Origin of the sequence: Actinoplanes oryzae (genome assembly GCF_030757795.1) — a bacterium.
In the GTDB taxonomy this organism is placed as follows: Bacteria; Actinomycetota; Actinomycetes; order Mycobacteriales; family Micromonosporaceae; genus Actinoplanes.
In genome coordinates, this window is sequence record NZ_JAUQWH010000032.1 from 1 (window position 1) to 18002 (window position 18002).

An 18002-nucleotide genomic window follows, 5' to 3' on the forward strand; every position below is an offset into this window, starting at 1 on the left:
CTTCCCGCTCCCGCTCCCAGCCCAGCCCCCACCTCCAGCCCGGCGCCCGATCCTCACCTCGCACCCGTCCCCAGCCCGGCACCCGCTTCCAACCCGGCCCCCACCGCCAATCTGGCGTCCGCGGTCGTCTCCGCGCTCACCACCGGCGGGGCGAACGCAACCGCGCCGTCCCCCGTCCCGGACGTCGTGGTCGCCTGCGTGGGCGGCGGATCGAACGCGGCCGGCACGTTCACCGCCTTCACCGGCACCACGGCCCGCCTGGTCGGCGTCGAGGCCGCCGGGGGAGCCGCCATGAGCCACGGCACTCCCGGAGTGGTCCACGGCACCCGGTCGATGGTCCTGCAGGACGAGGCGGGCCAGATCGCCGAAGCCCACTCGATCGCCGCCGGCCTCGACTATCCCGGCGTAGGCCCCGAGCACGCCCACTGGGGCACCTCCGGCCGGGCCACCTACGTCACGGTGAACGACGACGAAGTGCTCGCCGCGCTGACCACCCTCGCCCGCACCGAAGGCATCATCTGCGCCCTCGAGTCGGCACACGCCGTGGCCTGGGTCCTGCGCGCCGCCGGAACGCCCGAGCTGCCCCATGGTTCGACCGTCCTCCTCACCCTTTCCGGCCGCGGCGACAAGGACATGGCCCAGCTCGCCGAGGACTCCCTGCTTGGAACGGCCGAGCATGCCGCCGCCCCACCGGCACCCCGTCATCCGGCCACTCCTGCCGGAACGGCACGCCCGTGACCCTGAACCTGCGCCCCGGCGGCGCACTCCTCGTCCCGTACCTCACCGGTGCCATCACCCCCGACTGGACCGACCACCTCCTCGCCTGCCAGGACGCGGGCGCCGACGCCGTCGAGGTCGGGCTGCCCTTCTCCGACCCCATGCTGGACGGCACCACCATCCAGCTCGCTTCCGACCGCGCCCTGGCCCGCGGGGCCACCCCGGCCGGCATCCTCGACGACCTCGCCGCCGTCCGCGACCGCCTCACCATCCCTGTCGTCGTCATGACCTACGCCAACCTCGCTCTCCGCCTCGGACCCGCCCGCCTGGCCACCGCGGGCGTGTCCGGCCTGATCGTTCCCGACCTCCCGCTCGAGGAGTCGGAAGAGCTCGAAGCCGCCTCGGCCGCCGCCGGCGTCGACCTCGTGCTCCTGGCTGCCCCGTCCACCCCGGACGACCGCCTCCGCGAGATCTGCCGCCGCTCCCGGGGCTTCGTCTACGCCGTCAGCACCATGGGCACCACCGGCGAACGCGCCCGTCTCGACCCCGCGGCGGCCGTCCTCGCCACCCGCCTTCGCCGCGCCGTCCGGGACGCCCGGCCGCCCCTGAGCCCGCCGGACCCGCTGCCCGTACTCGTGGGCTTCGGGGTGTCGACGCCGGAACAGGCCGCCGAAGCGGGACGCGCCGGGGACGGGGTGATCGTCGGGGCGGCCCTGATGCGTAGGGTGCTGGACGGGGCCACACCAGCCGAACTTCGGCGCGACGTGGCGGCCCTGCGCGCCGCACTCGGCGTGCCCCGCCTCCCGGCCGTGCGCGGCGCGGAGGCCGGGCCGCCGTCCGACCAGGGGGTGTCCACTGCCACCGCGTACGCCGAAGTACCAGGTGATCGCCGATGACCTGACCAGCAGAATCCGCAGCGGCGAGCTGGCGCCGGACACCATGCTGCCGCCGCAGAAGGAGCTCAGCGCCACCTACGGCGTCACGCTCGCCACGCTGCGTCAGGCCCTGCAACGCCTGGAGAGCGAGGGCCTGATCTCCCAGCAGCCGGGGCGCGGCACCTTCGTGGCGTCGCCCCGGCTCGCCTACCGCCTCGACTCCCTGCGCGGTTTCGCCGAGGACCTGCGGGCCCAGGGGCAGACCGTCACCACCCTGATCGTCGCCCAGGACATGCGCCGCCCGCCGTCCTGGGCGGCGGCGCGTCTGGACCTTCCGGCCACCCGCCGTGTGCTTCGCCTGGAACGGCTCCGCCTGCTCGCCGGCCGCCCCGCGGTCCACCAGCTCTCGTGGGTCCCGGACCATCCGGACGTCCACCTCGCCGACCTCGACTACAGCGGCGAGAGCCTCTACGCCGTCCTGGCCGCCCACGGCCTCACCGCCCACCGCGCCACCGAGTCGGTCCGGCCCGGCCTGCTCGACGACGGCACCGCCACGCTGATGCACCAGCCCGCCGGCACTCCGGTCTTCGTCTCCGAACGTCTCACCTTCGACCCGGACGACCACCCTCTCCTGCTGGACCGCGCCACCATCCTGGGCAGCGTGATGGAGATCCGCACGGACCGAGGCGCGGCCGGCCTCTCCATGCAGTGGACCCGCCACCAGAGCTGACCTCCTCGCCTCCGGGACCTGTGCCGAAGGTCGGGGACCGGGCCAGACACGGCGCACCGGGCCCCGCAGCGGGCCGGCCGCCGGGCCGGCGCTCCTCGTCATTCTCATAGCAGCCTCGCATCGCGCACGAGGACAGCCACCTGGCCCCGGTTGGTGAGGCTCAGCTTCCGAAACACGTTCGACGTGTACTTCTTCACCGTGGTGAGCTCCAGCCCCAGCTGCTCGGCGATCGTGGCATTGGTCCAGCACCGTCCTATCGCCACCGCCACATCGCGCTCGCGCTCCGTCAGCTTGGCCACCTCACGAAGCGCTACCTGCCGCCGCTGGTCGTCGGCCGGACCGGCGACCTGCTCGACGAGCGAGCGGACGACCTCCGGAGACATGCTGGGTGCGCCCGCCGCCACCGATCGGATGGCCGCCAGGATCTGCATGGGCGGCGATTCCTTGAGCAGGAAGCCGCTCGCCCCGGCCCGCAACGCATTGAGCACGTACTCGTCGACGTGGAAAGCGGTCAGCACGATGATCTGTGGTGGCCGGACCCGCGCCCGCAACCGCTTGGTCGTCTCGAGCCCGTCCCGCCTGGGCATGCGGATGTCCATCAGCAAGACGTCGGGCCGGTGCGCGTCGGTGATCGCCTCCGCTTCGATCCCGTCCGCGGCCTCGGCCACGACCTCCATGTCCGGTGACCCGCCCAGCAACAGCCGCAGCGCGGCGCGAACCATCGGGTCGTCGTCGACCAGCGCGATCCTGATCGGCCGGGCCGGCGCCGTCGTCCCGGGCCGCTCGCTCGTCACGGCAGCCATGGCAACTGCGCTCTCAACCGGAACTTGTCCTGCCTTGCTCCGTACTCCACGTGCCCTCCTGCCATTTCGACCCGCTCGGTGATGCCGACCAGCCCCATGCCGGATCCGGGAACGGAATCAGGGGCCGCATGCCCGAGCGGATTCACAATCTCCACTTCCAAGCCCTCGCCGATGGTGCCGCCGACGACGATGTCCACGTGGCATCCCGGTGCGTGCTTGCGGGCATTCGTCAGCCCCTCCTGCACCAGCCGGTACGCCGTCCGGCCGAGCAACGCGGACACCTGCTCCACCAGCGGGTCGCAGCGGTACTCCACAGTCATGCCGATGTCCCGCGCACTCGAGATGAGCTCCGGCACGTCACGAAGCTCCGGCTGCGGCAGCTCAGCTGCTACGACGGTGTCGTCGCGCAGCAGTCCGATGACTGCTCGCAGCTCCCGCAGTGCATCATGGGCGCTGCTGCGAATGGATTCGGCCACCGACGTGACGTCCCGTGGGTCGGCGTCGGGGCGGATCGACAGCGCTCCGGCGTGGAGGCTGATGAGTGAGATCCGGTGCGCGAGCACATCGTGCATCTCCCGGGCGATCCGCGTGCGCTCCGTGAGACGCGCCTGCTCCATCCGCAGCTGCTGCTCGGCCAGAGCCTGCGCGGCCCGGGCCCGCAACGAGTGCACCAATCTGCGGTAGGCCCCGATGAACTTGCCCCAGCCGAGCGCTGCCGTGCCCGTGACGATTCGGGCGATCAGATCGACCCAGATCGGGAACGCCGATGCCTCGTGCAGCTCGTGGTAGAGCGGCCCGGTCGCGACGAAGAACAGGAACAGCGCCGTGGCGACTCTGGTGCGGCACCGGATCGCGACGGTGAAGAGCGCCAGCGTCGCGGCGCCGCACGCCATCACCGACACCGCGCTGACCGGGACAAGTAACGAGGCCACGGCCACGGGCCACCGGCGCCGGGCCACCAGCGCCAGGCAACAGGCGGTGCCGATCGCCACGTCCACCGGCCATGGCAGGAAGGCCGACGGAGACATGGCATCGCCCAGTGGCACCGTCACAGCGCCGTAGAGGAGGGCAAGGAACACGACGAGGGCGTCGGCCAGCCGGTCACGCAGCACCGCGCGCCGGCTGCCCGGCGGCTTGGGCACGAGAAGCGCGAAGAGCAAGCCGTTCATGCCGCCGAGACTAGGGCGCCGGGCCGGAGCCGGACACCCTCCAAAGTAGGTACGGCACACCATCTTTGGTCCGGTGCCGGATCGCCGGCGCCGCGTCAGGATGGCCGCCATGAAACGAGCAATCGCAGTCGTCGTCCTCGCCGCAGCAGGGGGCATCGTGATGGGAATCAGCATGCCCCGCGGCCCGATGACCGGGTCGCAAGCCGTGCTGTCCGTCCTGCTCAGCATCGTCGTGGGCGGGCTGGCCGGCCTGATGTCGCGGTCCGGGTGGGCGCTTGTCGCAGCGCCGCTCCTCTTCTGGACGGCGGTCGAGATCATCCGCATCCGGGCTCGCGGACCCTCGGTGGATGCCCCTCATGCCAGCGCCTTCGGCCTGATCGCCCTCCTCAGCGGCCGGGGCATGCACCTGCTCCTGTCGGTGGTGCCGATGGCCCTGGCTGCTGCCTACGGTGCTGCATGGGCGCGGAAGAGCAGGCCAACGGGCATCGCGGCGCGGCTCCGCCAGATCACGGCCGCCGCCCTCTCGATCGGCACACTCACCCTGACGGTGGCCACCGTCGTCCCGCCGAGCACCCCGTCCATAGCCGGGGGAGTGGCCCAGCTCACCACGGTGGATGCGAACGGCTATCGGATCGGTGTCCTGCTCCGTGGTGCGAGCCCTGACCTGCCCGTGCTGCTGATCGTGCCCGGGCCACCGGGCGGCTCGGAGACGGGAGCCGTCCGGAAGAGCCTCGCGGCCCTCGAGCAGCGCTTCGTCGTCGCCACCATGGACCGGCGGGGTGGCGGGGCATCCTCTGCTGCCCTGGACGCTCACCCGGGACCGACGGTGGACACCGAGGTGGCGGACGTGCTGGCGGTGACGGACGAGTTGCGCCGCCGCTTCGCCGAGGACAAGATCGTCCTGGTCGGCCACTCCGGTGGCTCGGTCGTGAGCGTCCTTGCCGTGCAGCGGCACCCCGACAGATTCCGCGCCTACGTCGGCACGGGCCAGGCGGTCGACCTGCCCGAGACCGACCGGATCGCGTACGCCGACCTGCTCGCCTGGGCTCGGAGCACCGGCCGTGACGACGTGGCCGGCCGGGTGGCGCGGCAGGGTCCACCGCCCTACCACGACGTCTACGACTACGAGCCGATCATGCTTTACCAGCGGCAGGTCTATGCCCAGCGGGACGCGGGCTTCGTGATCGACGTGCCGGAGTATTCGCTGCTGCAGAAGGTGCACACCCTGTCCACGCTCCTCGACACCTGGGATGCGCTGTATCCACGGATGCAGGACATCGACCTGAGACGGGACGTTCCTCGCCTCGGCGTGCCGGTGTACTTCGTCCAGGGAGGCGAAGAGATGCGCAGCATGACGGGCTTGTTCGCCGACTGGTACCGGATCCTGCAGGCGCCGGCCAAGCAGCTGACCACGGTTCCCGGAGCCGGTCACCGGGTGATGTTCGAGGAGCCGGCCCGATTTGCCGAGGTGATGACCAGGGTGCTCGACGAGACGGCAGCCTCGTGAGCTCGGGGCGGATCCCGGCCCGTTCAGTGGCCGGCGCGCTGCGTCTCGTCGTCGATGGCTCCGGCCACCTCCGCGGTGGCGGGGCGGCCCGTGCGGAGACCGTCGAAAGCCATCGCGGTGACCGCGTCGGCGATGGCGGTGGCGTTGCCTCGCCCGGGCTCGTACCACTCGGCCAGAGAGTTGACCATGCCGAAAAGCAGCCGGGCGGCCGTGGCCGGATCCACGTCCGGGCGGACGCCGCCCTCGGCCTGAGCCGCCTTGACCAGCTCGGTCACCTCGTGGTCGAAGGCGCGCCGGCGGGCCAGCGCCGCGAGCTCCACCTCACTGTTGCCCCGAACGCGCAGCAGCAGTGTCACGTAGGGCAGGCGATCGGCCAGCACCAGGACGCTGAGCCGGATCAGTGTCTCGAGCCGGTCGAGGGCGCTCAGCCCGACCAATGCCCGCACCTCGGCCATCGCTGCGTCGAGACCGTCCAGGGCATGGCTCACCGCGAGGCGCAGCAGCTCCTCCTTGCCGCGCACGTGGTGATAGAGGCTGGATTTGGTGATGTTCAGGCGCCGGGCCACGTCGTCCATGCTCGCGGCGTCGTAACCCTGGGCGTTGAAGAGCGCGACCGCGGCGGCGAGCACGGCCTCGAGGTCGTGCCCAGGACGCCCCCGCCGAGCCCGGGGCGCGGTGCTCACCGCGGCCACCCGCCGCCCGCGTCATGCTCGCCGGTCATGATCGCATCGTAGACGGCGGCCATCGACGACCCGTCCCAGCCGGTCGGGAGGGCCGCTGCCGGTGCACCCATCCATCCCTCCCTCAGATCCTGCACATTCCCCGAAGCGTCTTGATTTACCGACCGACCGGACGGTAGGAAATACGTACAGCCCATCGCAAAGGAGCGCTGGTGACAACCCCCGCCGAGTTCTACGAGCGCCACCGTGAGCTGCTGGACCGCGCGATCCGGGCCACCGGCGCCCGCGACTTCTGGTCCGCCTTCCCCGAGTCGCCGAGCAAGAGTGTGTACGGCGAGGACGCCGCCCCGGCCGGGGAGCGGGCCTTCCGAGACCTGCTCGGCCGTCCGTTCCCGATCGAGGTGCCGGGCGCGACGACGAGCGTGTCGACGGAGCGCTCGCCGTACGGGGTCGAGCTGGACATCGCCTATCCCAAGGGCGAGCCCGCCGCCCTGCTCGCGGCCGCGACCGCCGGGGTCCGGGCCTGGCGTGACGCCGGGCCGCACGGGCGGGCCGGGGTCGCCGCCGAGATCCTGACCCGGCTCAACGGCCGCATCTTCGAGATCGCCCATGCGGTGCAGCACACCACCGGCCAAGCCTTCGTCATGGCGTTCCAGGCCGGCGGCGCGCACGCGCAGGACCGTGGCCTGGAGGCAGTCGCGGTCACGCTCGCCGAGACCACCCGCATTCCGGCACGCTCAACCTGGAGCAAGCCGCAGCGGTCCGGCGAGCCGCCCGTCCTCGAGCGCACCAGCACGGTCGCAGGGCGCGGCATTGGTCTGGTGATCGGGTGCACCACGTTCCCGACCTGGAACAGCTATCCGGGCTTGTTTGCGAGCCTGGTCGCCGGCAACCCGGTGATCGTCAAGCCGCATCCGGGGGCGGTGCTGCCGCTCGCCATCACCGTGCAGGTGGCGCGGGAGGTCCTGGCGGAGGCCGGCCTGGATCCGCACCTGGTAGGACTGGCAGTCGAGGAGCGCGGTGACGGCATCGCCGCCGAGCTCGCGACGCGGCCGGAGGTCCGGATCGTCGACTTCACCGGGTCCAGCGAGTTCGGATCCTGGCTGGAGGCCAACGCCCGGCAGGCGGTGGTGTATGCGGAGAAGGCCGGCCTCAACACGGTGGTGCTGGACTCGACCGCCGACTACAGGGGCCTGATGCGCAACCTGGCCTTCTCCCTGTCGCTCTACAGCGGCCAGATGTGCACGACTCCGCAGAACCTTCTCGTGCCTACCGGGGGCATCGGCACCGACGAGGGGCAGAAGAGCCCCGCACAATTCGCAGCCGACCTGGGCGCGGCCCTCGACAAGCTGCTCGGCGACCCGAAGCGGGCGGCCGGCACGCTCGGCGCGATCGTCAACGACGGCGTGCTCGCCCGCCTGACGGAGGCCGGCACACTTCCCGGCGTGCTGCACCCCTCCGCCACGATCACCGACGAGCAGTTTCCCGGGGCGATCATCCGCACGCCGCTGATCGCCCGGCTCGACGCCGAGGACGAGAAGGTCTACACGCGAGAGTGGTTCGGCCCGATCTCATTTGTGATCACCAGTGCGGACACGGCGCACAGCCTGCGTCTTCTCACGTCGACGATCCGCCAGCACGGCGCCCTGACAGCCTCGGTGCACTCGACGTCGGAGGAGGTCCTGGCTGCGGCCCGGGAGGCCGCGTTGGACGCCGGTGTGCACCTGGCGGAGAACTTCACCGGCGGCGTCTTCGTGAACCAGACGGCGGCCTTCGGTGACCTGCACGGCACCCCCGCCAACCCGGCGGCAACCGCGTCGCTGACCGATGCGGCCTTCGTGACAGGGCGGTTCGTGACGCTCGAGTCGCGACGGGAGGTCGCCCGATGACAACCGAGGCGGAGCCCGGTGAGAACGAGCGGATCTTCGCCCGGACCATCGAGCGGGATCAGCGGGTCGAGCCGCGGGACTGGATGCCGGAGGGCTATCGCAAGACGATGATCCGGCAGATCGCGCAGCACGCCCACTCGGAGATCATCGGGATGCAGCCGGAGGGCGAGTGGATCACCCGCGCGCCGACGCTGCGGCGCAAGGCGATCCTTCTCGCCAAGGTGCAGGACGAGGCGGGCCACGGGCTCTACCTCTACTCGGCCGCCGAGACGCTCGGCGCCGACCGCGCCGACCTGACCCGGCGCCTCATCGAGGGCCGGCAGAAGTACTCGTCGATCTTCAACTACCCGACGCTGTCCTTCGCCGACGTGGGCGTCATCGGCTGGCTGGTGGACGGCGCCGCGATCTGCAACCAGGTGCCGCTGTGCCGCAGCTCCTACGGCCCGTACGGGCGGGCGATGATCCGCATCTGCAAGGAGGAGTCGTTCCACCAGCGGCAGGGCTACGAGCTGCTGCTGACCATGATGGGCGGCACGACCCAGCAGCGTGACATGGTCCAGGATGCCGTGAATCGGTGGTGGTGTCCGTCGCTGATGATGTTCGGGCCGCCCGACGATCGCTCGCCCAACTCCGCGCAGTCCATGGCCTGGAAGATCAAGCGGCACAGCAACGACGAGCTGCGTCAGCGCTTCGTCGACATGACCGTCCCGCAGGCCGAGGCGATCGGTGTGACACTGCCGGACCCCGCGCTGACCTGGAACTCCGGCCGCGGCCACTACGACTTCGGCGAGCCCGACTGGTCCGAGCTGACGCGGGTCATCTCCGGGGACGGCCCGTGCAACGCCCGCCGGATCGCCCGCCGCCGGCAGGCCGACGAGGAGGGCGCCTGGGTCCGTGAGGCCGCCGCCGCCCACGCCGCCAAGCGCCAACACCCGCGGGACGCGGCGGCATGAGCGAGCCGAGCCGGCACGAGTGGCCGCTGTTCGAGGTGTTCGTGCGGGCCAAGCGGGGTCTCAACCACGTGCACGTCGGTTCGCTGCGCGCCGCCGACCATGACATGGCCCTGCACCACGCCCGCGACCTCTACACGCGTCGCAACGAGGGGGTCAGCATCTGGGTCGTCCGCTCCGACGACGTGGTGGCTTCCGCGCCGGCCGAGAAGGACGCCTTCTTCGAGCCGAGCGGCGACAAGGTCTACCGCCATCCGACCCACTACACGATCCCCGGCTCCGTGCCGCACATCTGAGGTGACGACCCGATGCCAGACGAGCCCGGCAGCGCCTACGACGCGCTGACCGATCACGAGGACGATGCCCGCTGGGCGTACGGGACGGGCTTCACCGACCCGCTCGCCGGGGTGCCGACCGCGGTGCCCGGCGGGGCCGACCGTGCGGCGCTGGCGGCTTACTGCCTGATGCTCGGCGACGACGCCTTGATCATGTCGCACCGGCTGCAGGAGTGGGTCACCCGGGCGCCCGAGATCGAGGACGAGCTGGCGCTGGCCAACATCGCCCTCGACCTGCTCGGGCAGGCGCGACTGTTGCTGGGGAGAGCTGCGGAGGTCGAAGGTGCGGGAGGCGACGAGGACACCCTGGCGTACGGGCGTGAGCCGGCCGAGTTCCGCAACGTCTGCCTGACCGAGCCGGCCGACGGGGACTTCGCCCATCTGATGGCGCGCCTGCTCGCCTTCGCCACGTGGCGGCTCGCTCTGTTGGACAGGCTGAGCGCGTCCGGCGACCCGGTGCTCGCGGCGATCGCGACGAAGGGAGTCAAGGAAGTCACCTATCACCGTGACTACGCGGCCCGCTGGGTCGTCCGGCTCGGCGACGGCACCGACCTGTCCCACCAGCGCATGCTGGCGGCGGTGGCGGACATCGCCGCGCAGGCGGGAGAGCTGTTCGCGGTCCACCCGATCGAGCGCGGCATGGCCGAGGCGGGTCTCGGTGTCGATCCCTCTGAGCTGCGCACGGAATTCGCGACGGTGTGGTCGCAAGTGCTGGAGGCCGCCACTCTGACGGCGTCGGCGGAGCTTGCGCCCGGAGTCTGCGCGGGGCGGGAAGGCCGGCACACGGCGGCACTCACCAGCATCCTCGACGAGTTGCAGAGCGTCGCCCGGGCGACTCCCGGCGGTGTGTGGTGACCGCTGCCATGGTGGCCGCCGAGGTCCAGGATCCTGAGCTGCCGCTGCTGACCCTCGCCGACCTGGGCATCCTGCGCGACGTGGACGAGCGCGACGGGCGCGTCGTCGTCACGATCACGCCGACCTACTCGGGATGCCCGGCGCTGCGGACGATCCGCGACGATCTCGGCTCCGCATTGCGGGCGGCCGGGTACCGCCAGGTCGAGGTGCGCGTGGCTCTCAGCCCCGCGTGGACCACCGACTGGATCACCCCTACCGGCCGGGAGAAACTCGCCGCGGCCGGGATTTCCCCACCAGGCCCGGTGCCGCGGCGGGCGTCCGGGCCGGTCCCGCTCACCCTCCATCCGATACGCACGGCGGTGCGCTGTCCCCGCTGTGGCCACCCGGACACCGAGCAGCTGTCGGCGTTCGGAGCGACCGCGTGCCGCTCCCTGCACCGGTGCCACGCGTGCCGTGAGCCGTTTGAGCACGTGAAGGAGATCTGACGTGACGGACGGCGGCAAACGGGAGTTCCATCCCCTGCGGGTCGCGGCCGTGGACCGGCTGTGCGCCGATGCGGTGGCCTTGTCGTTCGACGTGCCGCCGGAGCTGGTGGATCGGTTCACGTTCCGGCCGGGGCAGGCGCTGACGGTGCGGCACACCGGCGCGGGCCGGGACGAACGCCGTACCTATTCGATCTGCGCCCCCGCCGGCAGCAGGCCGCGGATCGGGGTGCGGGAGGTGCCCGGCGGTCTGGTCTCGTCCTGGCTGGTACACGACGTGCGGCCCGGCGACGTGGTCGAAGTGGCGCCACCCACCGGCACGTTCACGCCCCAGCTCGGGGTCGCCGGGGAGCATGTGCTCATCGCGGCGGGCTCCGGCATCACGCCCGTGCTGTCGATCGCAGCGTCGCTCCTGCAGGCGGGCGGCACGCGAGTCGTCATCCTGTACGGCAACCGGCGCGCCGACACGGTGATGTTCGCCGAGGAGTTGGCCGACCTCAAGGACTCCTGGCCGTCACGGGTGGAGCTGGTGCACCTGTTGTCGCGGGAGGCTCGGGAGACCGACCTGCTGACCGGCCGCTTGGACGCCGGCAAGCTGCGCCTGCTGCTGCCCCTGCTCCTCGATGTGCCGCGCGTGGACCATTGGTGGCTCTGCGGTCCGTACGGAATGGTCACCGCGGCCACCGGTGTGCTGGGTGAGCACGGCGTGGCGGCGGAGCGCATCCATCGGGAGCTGTTCTGGGTCGACGAGGCGCCGCCCGAACCGGTGCGGGACCAGGACTCCGCAGGCGACGCGGAGGGCCGGAAGGTCACAGTCATGCTCGACGGCCGCAGCACCACCGCGCTCGTACCGGCGGGCTTGTCGGTTCTGGATGGGGTGCAGCGGTCGCGGCCGGACCTTCCGTTCGCGTGCAAGGGCGGCGTGTGCGGGACGTGCCGGGCGCGGGTCACCGAGGGCGAGGTGCGGATGCGGCGCAACTTTGCCCTGGAGCCGGCCGAGATCGATGCGGGTTTCGTGCTGACCTGTCAAGCCCTCCCGATGTCACCCAATGTAGTGGTTGATTTCGATGTCTGACCGGCCGACCGGTACGGAGAGGATCATCGCTTGGTTCGATGATGTGAACAAACAAGCAGGACACGTCGTCCGGCGGTGCTTTGTGCGTATCAAGTGCACGAAGTTTCCGCGTAGAAGGGATGACGGAAATGCGGTTACGGACAGTTCTCTCCATCACGGCGGCGAGCGTGGTCGGTGCGGCCGGGCTCGCGGTCGCACCGCTCACCTTCGCCGCTCAGGCACCGGCGAACGCCTGCCCCGACGTGGAGGTCATCGGGGCCCGTGGCACGACCGAACGGCCCGGCCTCGGGGTGCTGCTCACCCCGCTGGCCCGGCAGCTCACCCAGGATCTGCCCCAGACGGTGCGGACGACGGCCGTGGACTACCCCGCGAACTTCAACTACACGGCGAGCGTGCGCCAGGGCGTGCAAGCGCTCGCCGGGGACATCGCGGACACGGCCGCGGAGTGCGAGGACACGAAGTTCGTGCTGATGGGCTACTCCCAGGGCGCCAACGTGGTCGGCGACGCCCTGGTCGGCAGCTCGGTGCGGGGCCGGGCGACCGGCCAGGCGGCGATCCCGGCGGAGCTGAGCGACCGGGTGGCGGCGGTTCTGCTGTTCGGCGATCCGACCTTCACCGCGGGCGAGTCCTTCAATGCCGGCACCGGCACGCGCAACGGCATTTTCTCGCGCGGCGCCGGCAGGCTCGACACGTTCGCGGACCGGACGCAGTCCTTCTGCAACCGCAACGACCAGTTCTGCCAGGGCGGGACGAGTCTGGCGGCGCACCTGGACTATGCCAAGTTCGCGGACGACGCCACGGAGTTCGTGGGTCAGCAGCTCGGCTGATCACCGGCTTCGCCCGAGCTGTGCAGCGCATCGCCACGGTCGCCGGTGCGAGCGTCACGTGGTGCACAGGGAACACCGGCGGTGGCAACGGAGGGGTCCGTCGCTGCCACCGCCGGCCCTCGCTGCGCAGCTCACCGCAGCACCGATCGAGAGGTACGGGAGGCGGGTCAGGCGCCGGAACGGCTGCTCAGGTCGTCGCCGAGCGGCGTGCGTTCGTACAGCAGGCGGCGGCCGGTGCGGTAGGCGGTGACCAGGCCCGCATCCCGCAGGATGGTGAGGTGGTGCGACGCGGTCGCCGGAGCGAGCGCCAGGGCGTCGGCCACCTCGCCGGTGCTGTGCGGCGCACCGACGAGCGAGAGCACAGCCGCGCGCGTGGGACCGAGCAAGGCTCCGAGCCGCGGCGAGACGGCAGGTGCCGTCCAGACCGCGCCGAAGCCGTAGGGCGGATAGAACAGCGCCCGGCCCGTGTCCGGCCGGGCCAGCGAAAGGACCTTGGGCCCGGTGAATGCCGATGGCACCAGGGTGAAGTGCAGGTCCCCGGCGGTGAAGTCGCCGTGGTGCTGCGGCCCGTAATCCACCGTCAGGGCCTCACCGTCCCACCTCACACCGGGGTGCAGCGCTGCGACGATGGCACGGGAGCCTTGTTCCGCCGCCGCCCGGCCACGCCGTGCGATGTCGGCCTCCGCCACGGCGCGGAGCCGTGGCCAGTAAGGAGCCAGCGCCACGGCGAAGTACTCCCTGATCTCCCCGATCAGGGCGTCCAGCGCACCGCGCGGGTCACGGGCGAAACGCGCGACTGCCGGCGGCGCCGACGCCCCGTCCCACGCCTCTGCTACCTCTGCGGCGACCCGGTCGAGCGGGGTCGCGGCCACCACGGCGAGCTCGTCGCGCAGCCGGGGCCGGACCACCGTCGGCACCGGCGTCAGAAAGTCCGGGACATGCCGGTGCGGACCGCGGACGAGCGCGTCGAAACTGCTCAAGCGCCGGCCGTCCAGCCGTGCGGAGACCTCCGCACGCCACGTCGCGTACATCTCGAAACGGGAGGACCGGCGCAGCGCGACAGCGCTCGCGACGACCTCGGCCATGGGGGAGTGGGCGAAGCGGACTCCGGCGAGATCCGCCGCGGTGAACTCGAAGCGGAGCATGCCGACATTCGAGCACGGTCGAACGCTTCGGAGCCACCGTCCGGACGTGCCTATGGTGCCGGGCATGGACTACACCGCCCTGGGGCGTACCGGCCTGCGGGTCTCCCGGATCTGTCTGGGCACTATGAACTTCGCCTGGCAGATCGGCGAGCAGGAGAGCCACGCGATCCTCGACCGGGCCCTCGGAGCGGGCGTCAACTTCGTGGACACCGCCAACATGTACGGCAGCCGCGACGGCGACGGGATGAGCGAGCAGTTCATCGGCAGCTGGTTCGCGAACTCCGGCGCACGCGACAAGATCGTGCTCGCGACGAAGGTGTACGCGCCGATGAGCGACTGGCCCAACGACGGCGGCCTGTCCGCGCGTCACATCATCGCGTCGTGCGAGGCATCCCTGCGGCGCCTGCGCACCGACTGGATCGACCTGTTCCAGATGCACCACATCCAGCGGGAGACCCCGTGGGAGGAGATCTGGCAGGCCATGGAAACCCTCACCGTCCAGGGCAAGATCCGCTACGCGGGCTCGTCGAACTTCGCGGGCTGGCACCTGGCCCGGGCGCAGGCGGCCGCGGATGCGCGCCATTATCTCGGCCTCGTGTCGGAACAGGCCAAGTACAACCTGCTCACCCGGCACGTGGAGCTGGAGGTGCTGCCCTCGGCCCGCGCCCTGGGGATCGGGATCCTGGCCTACTCGCCGCTGCACTTCGGTGCGCTCTCCGGGGCCCTGCGGAAACAACGAGATCAGCAGGGGGTACGCACTCTGATGCACGCCCCGGAGAGGGTCGAGCCGCACCGCGCGGCGCTGGAACGGTACGAGAAGTTGTGCGCCGGCCTGGGCCTGGCGCCGGCCACGGTGGCCCTCGCCTGGCTGCTGTCCCGGCCGGGGGTGACGGCGCCGGTGATCGGCCCCCGCACCCCCGAGCAGCTCGACGTGCCGCTGGAGGCCCTGACGACCAGGCTCGGCGACGAGGTGCTGCGCGAGCTCGATGCGATCTTCCCGCCGATAGGCGCCGGCGGGCCCGGCCCGGAAGCCTGGGCCTGGTAGAGCCGCCGCCATCCGGTCGCGCTGGCGGACAAGGAGGGCGTGCCGGCTTTCCCGCAGCCTCGCGAGGCGGGGTCACAGCTCGCCGGGGACCGGGCCGCACGGGGGTCGGCCCGGCCCCCGGCGTGAAATCCGTGGTGCGACGGCTCGTAATACGGCTGACCGCCATAGTGCTCGGCGGTGAGCCGCTCGGCCGAGCTGGCGAGTGTTGCCGGTCGATGCTGCGTGCTCTCGGCCTGCTGACGTGGACCCTCGGACGCGGGCGGCAGGTGCGGGCGCGTCCGGACGGGGTAAGACGGCGGGCGTGACAGAATTCCGCAGTTCGTGGACCGAGGTCGGGGGCTTGCGCCTGTACGACATGGCAAGCACGGCCGCGCCGGGGATGCCGGTGGTGTTCGTGCACGGGCTGGCGGTGTCGCACCGCTATCTGATGCCCACGGCGCGGCAGCTCGCGGCGCGGCACCCGGTGCTGGTGCCGGACCTGCCCGGGTTCGGGCGGAGCAGCAAGCCCCGCCGGGCGTACGACGTTAGTGAGCACGCTGCGTGCCTCGCCGCCTGGCTCGAGGCCCGGGCTCTCGGGCCGGTGTGCCTGGCCGGACACTCCTTCGGGGCGGAGGTCGCCGCGCGCGTCGCCGTCGACCGTCCCGGGCTGGTCGCCGGGCTCGTCCTCGCGAGCCCGACGACCGATCCCGCCGCCCGAAGCCGCCGGGCGCTGATCGGAAGGTGGTCGGGTGATCTGTTCGTGGAGCAGCCGTGGCAGGCGCCGGTCCTGATACGCGACATCGTCGACGCCCGGCCGTGGCGGGTGCTGGCCACGGTGGGGCACTCGGTGCGCAACGCGATCGAGGAGGACCTGTGCCGGCTGCGGGTGCGGCCGCTGGTGCTGGGCGGCTCGCTGGACCCGGTGGCGCCGCTGCGCTGGCGCGTGCAGGCCGCCGAGCTCAGCGGGGGGATCGAGGTCACCATCCCCGGCGCCGCCCACAACGTGCTGACGACGTCGGGCCGCCGCTCGGCCGCCGCCATCGCGGCCTATCTGGCCAGCGACGTGCCGCGCGCCGCCGTCCCGTGGCGGTGACCCGGGACGGCAGCGGCAGGGCGCGATGTCTGGGCTCGGTCAGCCATGGGCGAGCAGGCTGCGTGGCCGGGACTTTGAGAAAACGTGCGGAGCCGGGACCGCAACAACCGGTGCGCCATCGGAGCGTCGCCGAGTCGTTGGTGTTGGACGCCTTCCCTGCGCGTAGGGCTCCCATGCCGCGCGTGGGAATCCCGTGTCGAGGAGTGCGTGGCCAGGGCTCCCAGGGCGCCGGCGCGACGGAGGGTTTGTCGGCGGCAGTGAGTTGACGGTGGGTCCGGAGGCGTCAGCGCGACAGTGAGCGTCGACGGGGGATGGGGCCGACGTCCGAATGTCTGCCCGGCGCCTTGGCGGCGTGCTGTTGGCCGGGGCCGGGGCCAGAACGTGCGGCCAGGGCGTCGGCGACGGCGCCGGTCGTGAAGCCGTACACCGTCTTGTGCAGCAGGTCGACCGCGAGTTCGCGGCGGGGCCAGGTCCAGGGCGGCGCGCCTACGCCGGTGGCGTTCTCCAGGATCTGGTCGCTGGTCAGCCGGACCACCGTGAACATCGCCGACGCCCACGGGCCGCGGAGGCCGGCGTTGGCCATCAGACCGCGGACGACGCCGACCGCGGCCGCCTGGCCGGTGTGCATGGCCCAGTTCCACGAGTCCGGCTGCTTGCCGGGGTGCTCGGGGCGGCCGGCGAGCCGTTCGAGCACTCGCGCGGGGACGTAGGAGCCGGGCCGGCCGGTGCGGCTCTGCTCCAGCTTCTCGGTCACTGCCATGACCAGGGCGCCGGTGACTCCCGCAACGGCGCCCTGCCACAGGGAGCGTGTGAGCATGCCCATCAGGAACCCTGCGGCTGGTCTGCGGACTGCTCGTCGTCGCGGTCCGCCGAACTGTCGTCGCGGTCCGGCGCACCGGCGGTCTTGCTCGGCGGGGTGCGGCTCGCCTCGACATCGGTGGGCGTCACCGGGACGCCGTAGCCGTCCTCGGCCGCGCCACGCTCCACATCGCTGTCCGTCATGGTTCCTCCGGCGTCTCGTACGGTCAGATCGTTGCCGCCTACCCGCGCGACACCGGACGAAACTGCCCGGTGTCCGGACGGATCGAGGAGCTCAGAACTGACGCGGTTGGAGTACGGACGGATCTCGCAGAGCAGTAGACCGCCAGGACAGGCGAGAGGCGCGGGGTTCGAGCGGCACAGAACTGGAGCAGGCGACGGACGCGGGGACGGGCGCGCTGGACCAGGGCGTGTGATGGGCGCGGATCAGGGCAGCGAAGCGCCAGGGTGGGCGACGGGCGCGAGGCCGAGCGCGGAGCGGAGCAGGGGCGACTGGGGCGGGGCGGCGACGGGTGCGGGGCGCGGACGCCAGCGGGCACGGGGGCGGGCGGCTTGTCGCGGTCAGGAGGGTCCGTCGAGGCGGTTGAGGATCTGGGTGGTGAGGCGGTGCAGGACCTCGGCGTCGCCGGGTTGGAGGGCGTCGAAGAACAGGTTGCGGACGGCGCCGACGTGACCGGGTGCGGCCGCGGTGAGGGCTTCGCGGCCGGTTTCGGTAAGGACGATGTACGCGCCGCGGCCGTCGTCGTCGCACTCCTCGCGGCGGACGAGGCCTCGGCGTTGCATGCGGCTGAGGTGGTGGGAGAGGCGGCTCTGTTCCCAGTCGAGTTCGCGCTGGAGCTCGTAGGGGCGGAGGCGGCCGCTCGGGGTGTCGCTCAGCTTGACCAGGACGTCGTAGTCGGCCAGCGACAGCTGCGAGGTGGCCTGCAACTGCCGGTTCAGCTCGGTGGTCAGGCGGGCCTGCATGCGCAGGTACGCCCGCCAGGCCCGCTGCTCGTCGTCGGCCAGCCAGCGTGTGTCGGTCATCTCG

General features: G+C 71.8%; 20 protein-coding genes. 13 read left to right on the top strand and 7 right to left on the bottom strand.

Translation table 11 applies throughout. From position 1 onward, the window contains the following. The 3 genes from RBH18_RS13470 to RBH18_RS13480 all read left to right on the top strand — a co-directional run. The coding region (locus RBH18_RS13470; protein ID WP_306207463.1) for a pyridoxal-phosphate dependent enzyme at positions 1-738 on the top strand (738 nt) is incomplete at its 5' end. Continuing rightward, positions 735-1613: a tryptophan synthase subunit alpha gene (gene trpA / locus RBH18_RS13475; protein WP_306207465.1), complete on the top strand. Its 879-nt coding sequence runs from the start codon at positions 735-737 to the stop codon at positions 1611-1613. The genes RBH18_RS13470 and trpA, both read left to right, overlap by 4 nt. After that, entirely contained in the window at positions 1600-2322 is a 723-nt protein-coding gene (locus RBH18_RS13480) for a GntR family transcriptional regulator (protein WP_306207467.1), read from the top strand. The genes trpA and RBH18_RS13480 overlap by 14 nt, the downstream gene beginning before the upstream one ends. 104 nt (positions 2323-2426) lie before the next feature. Here RBH18_RS13480 and RBH18_RS13485 read toward each other — a convergent pair whose 3' ends face one another. Together RBH18_RS13485 and RBH18_RS13490 are read right to left on the bottom strand one after the other, a co-directional pair. Further along, a complete protein-coding gene (locus RBH18_RS13485) occupies positions 2427-3125 on the bottom strand; it encodes a response regulator transcription factor (protein ID WP_306207468.1) in 699 nt (232 codons plus the stop codon). After that, on the bottom strand, positions 3113-4294 hold the full coding sequence (locus tag RBH18_RS13490) for a sensor histidine kinase (protein ID WP_306207470.1): 1182 nt from the start codon (positions 4292-4294) through the stop codon (positions 3113-3115). Before RBH18_RS13490 ends, RBH18_RS13485 begins: the two co-directional genes overlap by 13 nt. 109 nt (positions 4295-4403) lie before the next feature. On the opposite strand from RBH18_RS13490, the gene RBH18_RS13495 reads away from it, so the two are divergent. Further along, the gene (locus RBH18_RS13495; protein WP_306207472.1) at positions 4404-5801 is read left to right on the top strand and encodes an alpha/beta fold hydrolase; all 1398 of its coding nucleotides are present in this window, start codon (positions 4404-4406) and stop codon (positions 5799-5801) included. A gap of 23 nt (positions 5802-5824) precedes the next feature. On the opposite strand, the gene RBH18_RS13500 is transcribed toward RBH18_RS13495, so the two are convergent. Then, entirely contained in the window at positions 5825-6484 is a 660-nt protein-coding gene (locus RBH18_RS13500; protein ID WP_306207474.1) for a TetR/AcrR family transcriptional regulator, read from the bottom strand. 206 nt (positions 6485-6690) lie between these two features. On the opposite strand from RBH18_RS13500, the gene paaN reads away from it, so the two are divergent. The 7 genes from paaN (at position 6691) to RBH18_RS13535 (ending at position 12894) form a co-directional block, all read left to right on the top strand. Next, positions 6691-8370, top strand: coding sequence for a phenylacetic acid degradation protein PaaN (paaN, locus tag RBH18_RS13505; RefSeq protein WP_372338909.1), 1680 nt, complete (start codon positions 6691-6693; stop codon positions 8368-8370). Continuing rightward, positions 8367-9323: a 1,2-phenylacetyl-CoA epoxidase subunit PaaA gene (paaA, locus tag RBH18_RS13510; RefSeq protein WP_306207478.1), complete on the top strand. Its 957-nt coding sequence runs from the start codon at positions 8367-8369 to the stop codon at positions 9321-9323. The genes paaN and paaA overlap by 4 nt, the downstream gene beginning before the upstream one ends. After that, positions 9320-9616 carry a 1,2-phenylacetyl-CoA epoxidase subunit PaaB gene (gene paaB, locus RBH18_RS13515; RefSeq protein ID WP_306207480.1) on the top strand — a complete coding sequence of 99 codons (297 nt, stop codon included), beginning with the start codon at positions 9320-9322 and terminating at the stop codon, positions 9614-9616. Before paaA ends, paaB begins: the two co-directional genes overlap by 4 nt. Before the next feature lie 168 nt (positions 9617-9784). Further along, complete coding sequence (paaC, locus tag RBH18_RS13520; protein ID WP_306207574.1) at positions 9785-10510, top strand: 1,2-phenylacetyl-CoA epoxidase subunit PaaC; 726 nt, start codon at positions 9785-9787, stop codon at positions 10508-10510. Next, entirely contained in the window at positions 10504-10995 is a 492-nt protein-coding gene (paaD, locus tag RBH18_RS13525) for a 1,2-phenylacetyl-CoA epoxidase subunit PaaD (protein ID WP_372338907.1), read from the top strand. The genes paaC and paaD overlap by 7 nt, the downstream gene beginning before the upstream one ends. Position 10996: 1 nt before the next feature. Beyond that, positions 10997-12067 carry a 1,2-phenylacetyl-CoA epoxidase subunit PaaE gene (paaE, locus tag RBH18_RS13530; protein ID WP_306207482.1) on the top strand — a complete coding sequence of 357 codons (1071 nt, stop codon included), beginning with the start codon at positions 10997-10999 and terminating at the stop codon, positions 12065-12067. A 128-nt stretch (positions 12068-12195) separates the two neighbouring features. Next, positions 12196-12894 (top strand): cutinase family protein, encoded by a 699-nt coding sequence (locus tag RBH18_RS13535; RefSeq protein WP_306207483.1) that lies wholly within the window; start codon positions 12196-12198, stop codon positions 12892-12894. A 167-nt stretch (positions 12895-13061) separates the two neighbouring features. On the opposite strand, the gene RBH18_RS13540 is transcribed toward RBH18_RS13535, so the two are convergent. Then, positions 13062-14039: an ArsR/SmtB family transcription factor gene (locus RBH18_RS13540; protein WP_306207485.1), complete on the bottom strand. Its 978-nt coding sequence runs from the start codon at positions 14037-14039 to the stop codon at positions 13062-13064. Between the two features lie 64 nt (positions 14040-14103). Here RBH18_RS13540 and RBH18_RS13545 point away from each other — a divergent pair, with 64 nt between their 5' ends. Together RBH18_RS13545 and RBH18_RS13550 are read left to right on the top strand one after the other, a co-directional pair. Then, positions 14104-15084, top strand: a complete 981-nt coding sequence (locus RBH18_RS13545) for an aldo/keto reductase (protein ID WP_306207487.1) — start codon at positions 14104-14106, stop codon at positions 15082-15084. 301 nt (positions 15085-15385) lie between these two features. Further along, positions 15386-16156, top strand: coding sequence for an alpha/beta fold hydrolase (locus RBH18_RS13550; RefSeq protein WP_306207489.1), 771 nt, complete (start codon positions 15386-15388; stop codon positions 16154-16156). 283 nt (positions 16157-16439) lie between these two features. On the opposite strand, the gene RBH18_RS13555 is transcribed toward RBH18_RS13550, so the two are convergent. The 3 genes from RBH18_RS13555 to RBH18_RS13565 all read right to left on the bottom strand — a co-directional run bounded on the left by RBH18_RS13555 (position 16440) and on the right by RBH18_RS13565 (position 17998). Continuing rightward, complete coding sequence (locus RBH18_RS13555; RefSeq protein ID WP_306207491.1) at positions 16440-16973, bottom strand: hypothetical protein; 534 nt, start codon at positions 16971-16973, stop codon at positions 16440-16442. Between the two features lie 5 nt (positions 16974-16978). Beyond that, positions 16979-17158 carry a hypothetical protein gene (locus tag RBH18_RS13560; protein ID WP_306207493.1) on the bottom strand — a complete coding sequence of 60 codons (180 nt, stop codon included), beginning with the start codon at positions 17156-17158 and terminating at the stop codon, positions 16979-16981. A 378-nt stretch (positions 17159-17536) separates the two neighbouring features. Beyond that, positions 17537-17998 (bottom strand): MarR family winged helix-turn-helix transcriptional regulator, encoded by a 462-nt coding sequence (locus RBH18_RS13565; protein WP_306207494.1) that lies wholly within the window; start codon positions 17996-17998, stop codon positions 17537-17539. Positions 17999-18002: the final 4 nt, after the last annotated feature.

What these genes read in the sequence shown, in the direction of transcription:
- RBH18_RS13495 (WP_306207472.1), top strand. Translation starts at nt 4,404, where the DNA reads ATGAAACGAGCAATCGCAGTCGTCGTCCTCGCCGCAGCAGGGGGCATC.
- RBH18_RS13535 (WP_306207483.1), top strand. Translation starts at nt 12,196, where the DNA reads ATGCGGTTACGGACAGTTCTCTCCATCACGGCGGCGAGCGTGGTCGGT.
- RBH18_RS13490 (WP_306207470.1), bottom strand. Translation starts at nt 4,294, where the DNA reads ATGAACGGCTTGCTCTTCGCGCTTCTCGTGCCCAAGCCGCCGGGCAGC.
- paaA (WP_306207478.1), top strand. Translation starts at nt 8,367, where the DNA reads ATGACAACCGAGGCGGAGCCCGGTGAGAACGAGCGGATCTTCGCCCGG.
- RBH18_RS13485 (WP_306207468.1), bottom strand. Translation starts at nt 3,125, where the DNA reads ATGGCTGCCGTGACGAGCGAGCGGCCCGGGACGACGGCGCCGGCCCGG.
- RBH18_RS13555 (WP_306207491.1), bottom strand. Translation starts at nt 16,973, where the DNA reads ATGCTCACACGCTCCCTGTGGCAGGGCGCCGTTGCGGGAGTCACCGGC.
- paaC (WP_306207574.1), top strand. Translation starts at nt 9,785, where the DNA reads ATGCTCGGCGACGACGCCTTGATCATGTCGCACCGGCTGCAGGAGTGG.
- RBH18_RS13540 (WP_306207485.1), bottom strand. Translation starts at nt 14,039, where the DNA reads ATGCTCCGCTTCGAGTTCACCGCGGCGGATCTCGCCGGAGTCCGCTTC.
- RBH18_RS13565 (WP_306207494.1), bottom strand. Translation starts at nt 17,998, where the DNA reads ATGACCGACACACGCTGGCTGGCCGACGACGAGCAGCGGGCCTGGCGG.
- RBH18_RS13560 (WP_306207493.1), bottom strand. Translation starts at nt 17,158, where the DNA reads ATGACGGACAGCGATGTGGAGCGTGGCGCGGCCGAGGACGGCTACGGC.
- paaB (WP_306207480.1), top strand. Translation starts at nt 9,320, where the DNA reads ATGAGCGAGCCGAGCCGGCACGAGTGGCCGCTGTTCGAGGTGTTCGTG.
- RBH18_RS13545 (WP_306207487.1), top strand. Translation starts at nt 14,104, where the DNA reads ATGGACTACACCGCCCTGGGGCGTACCGGCCTGCGGGTCTCCCGGATC.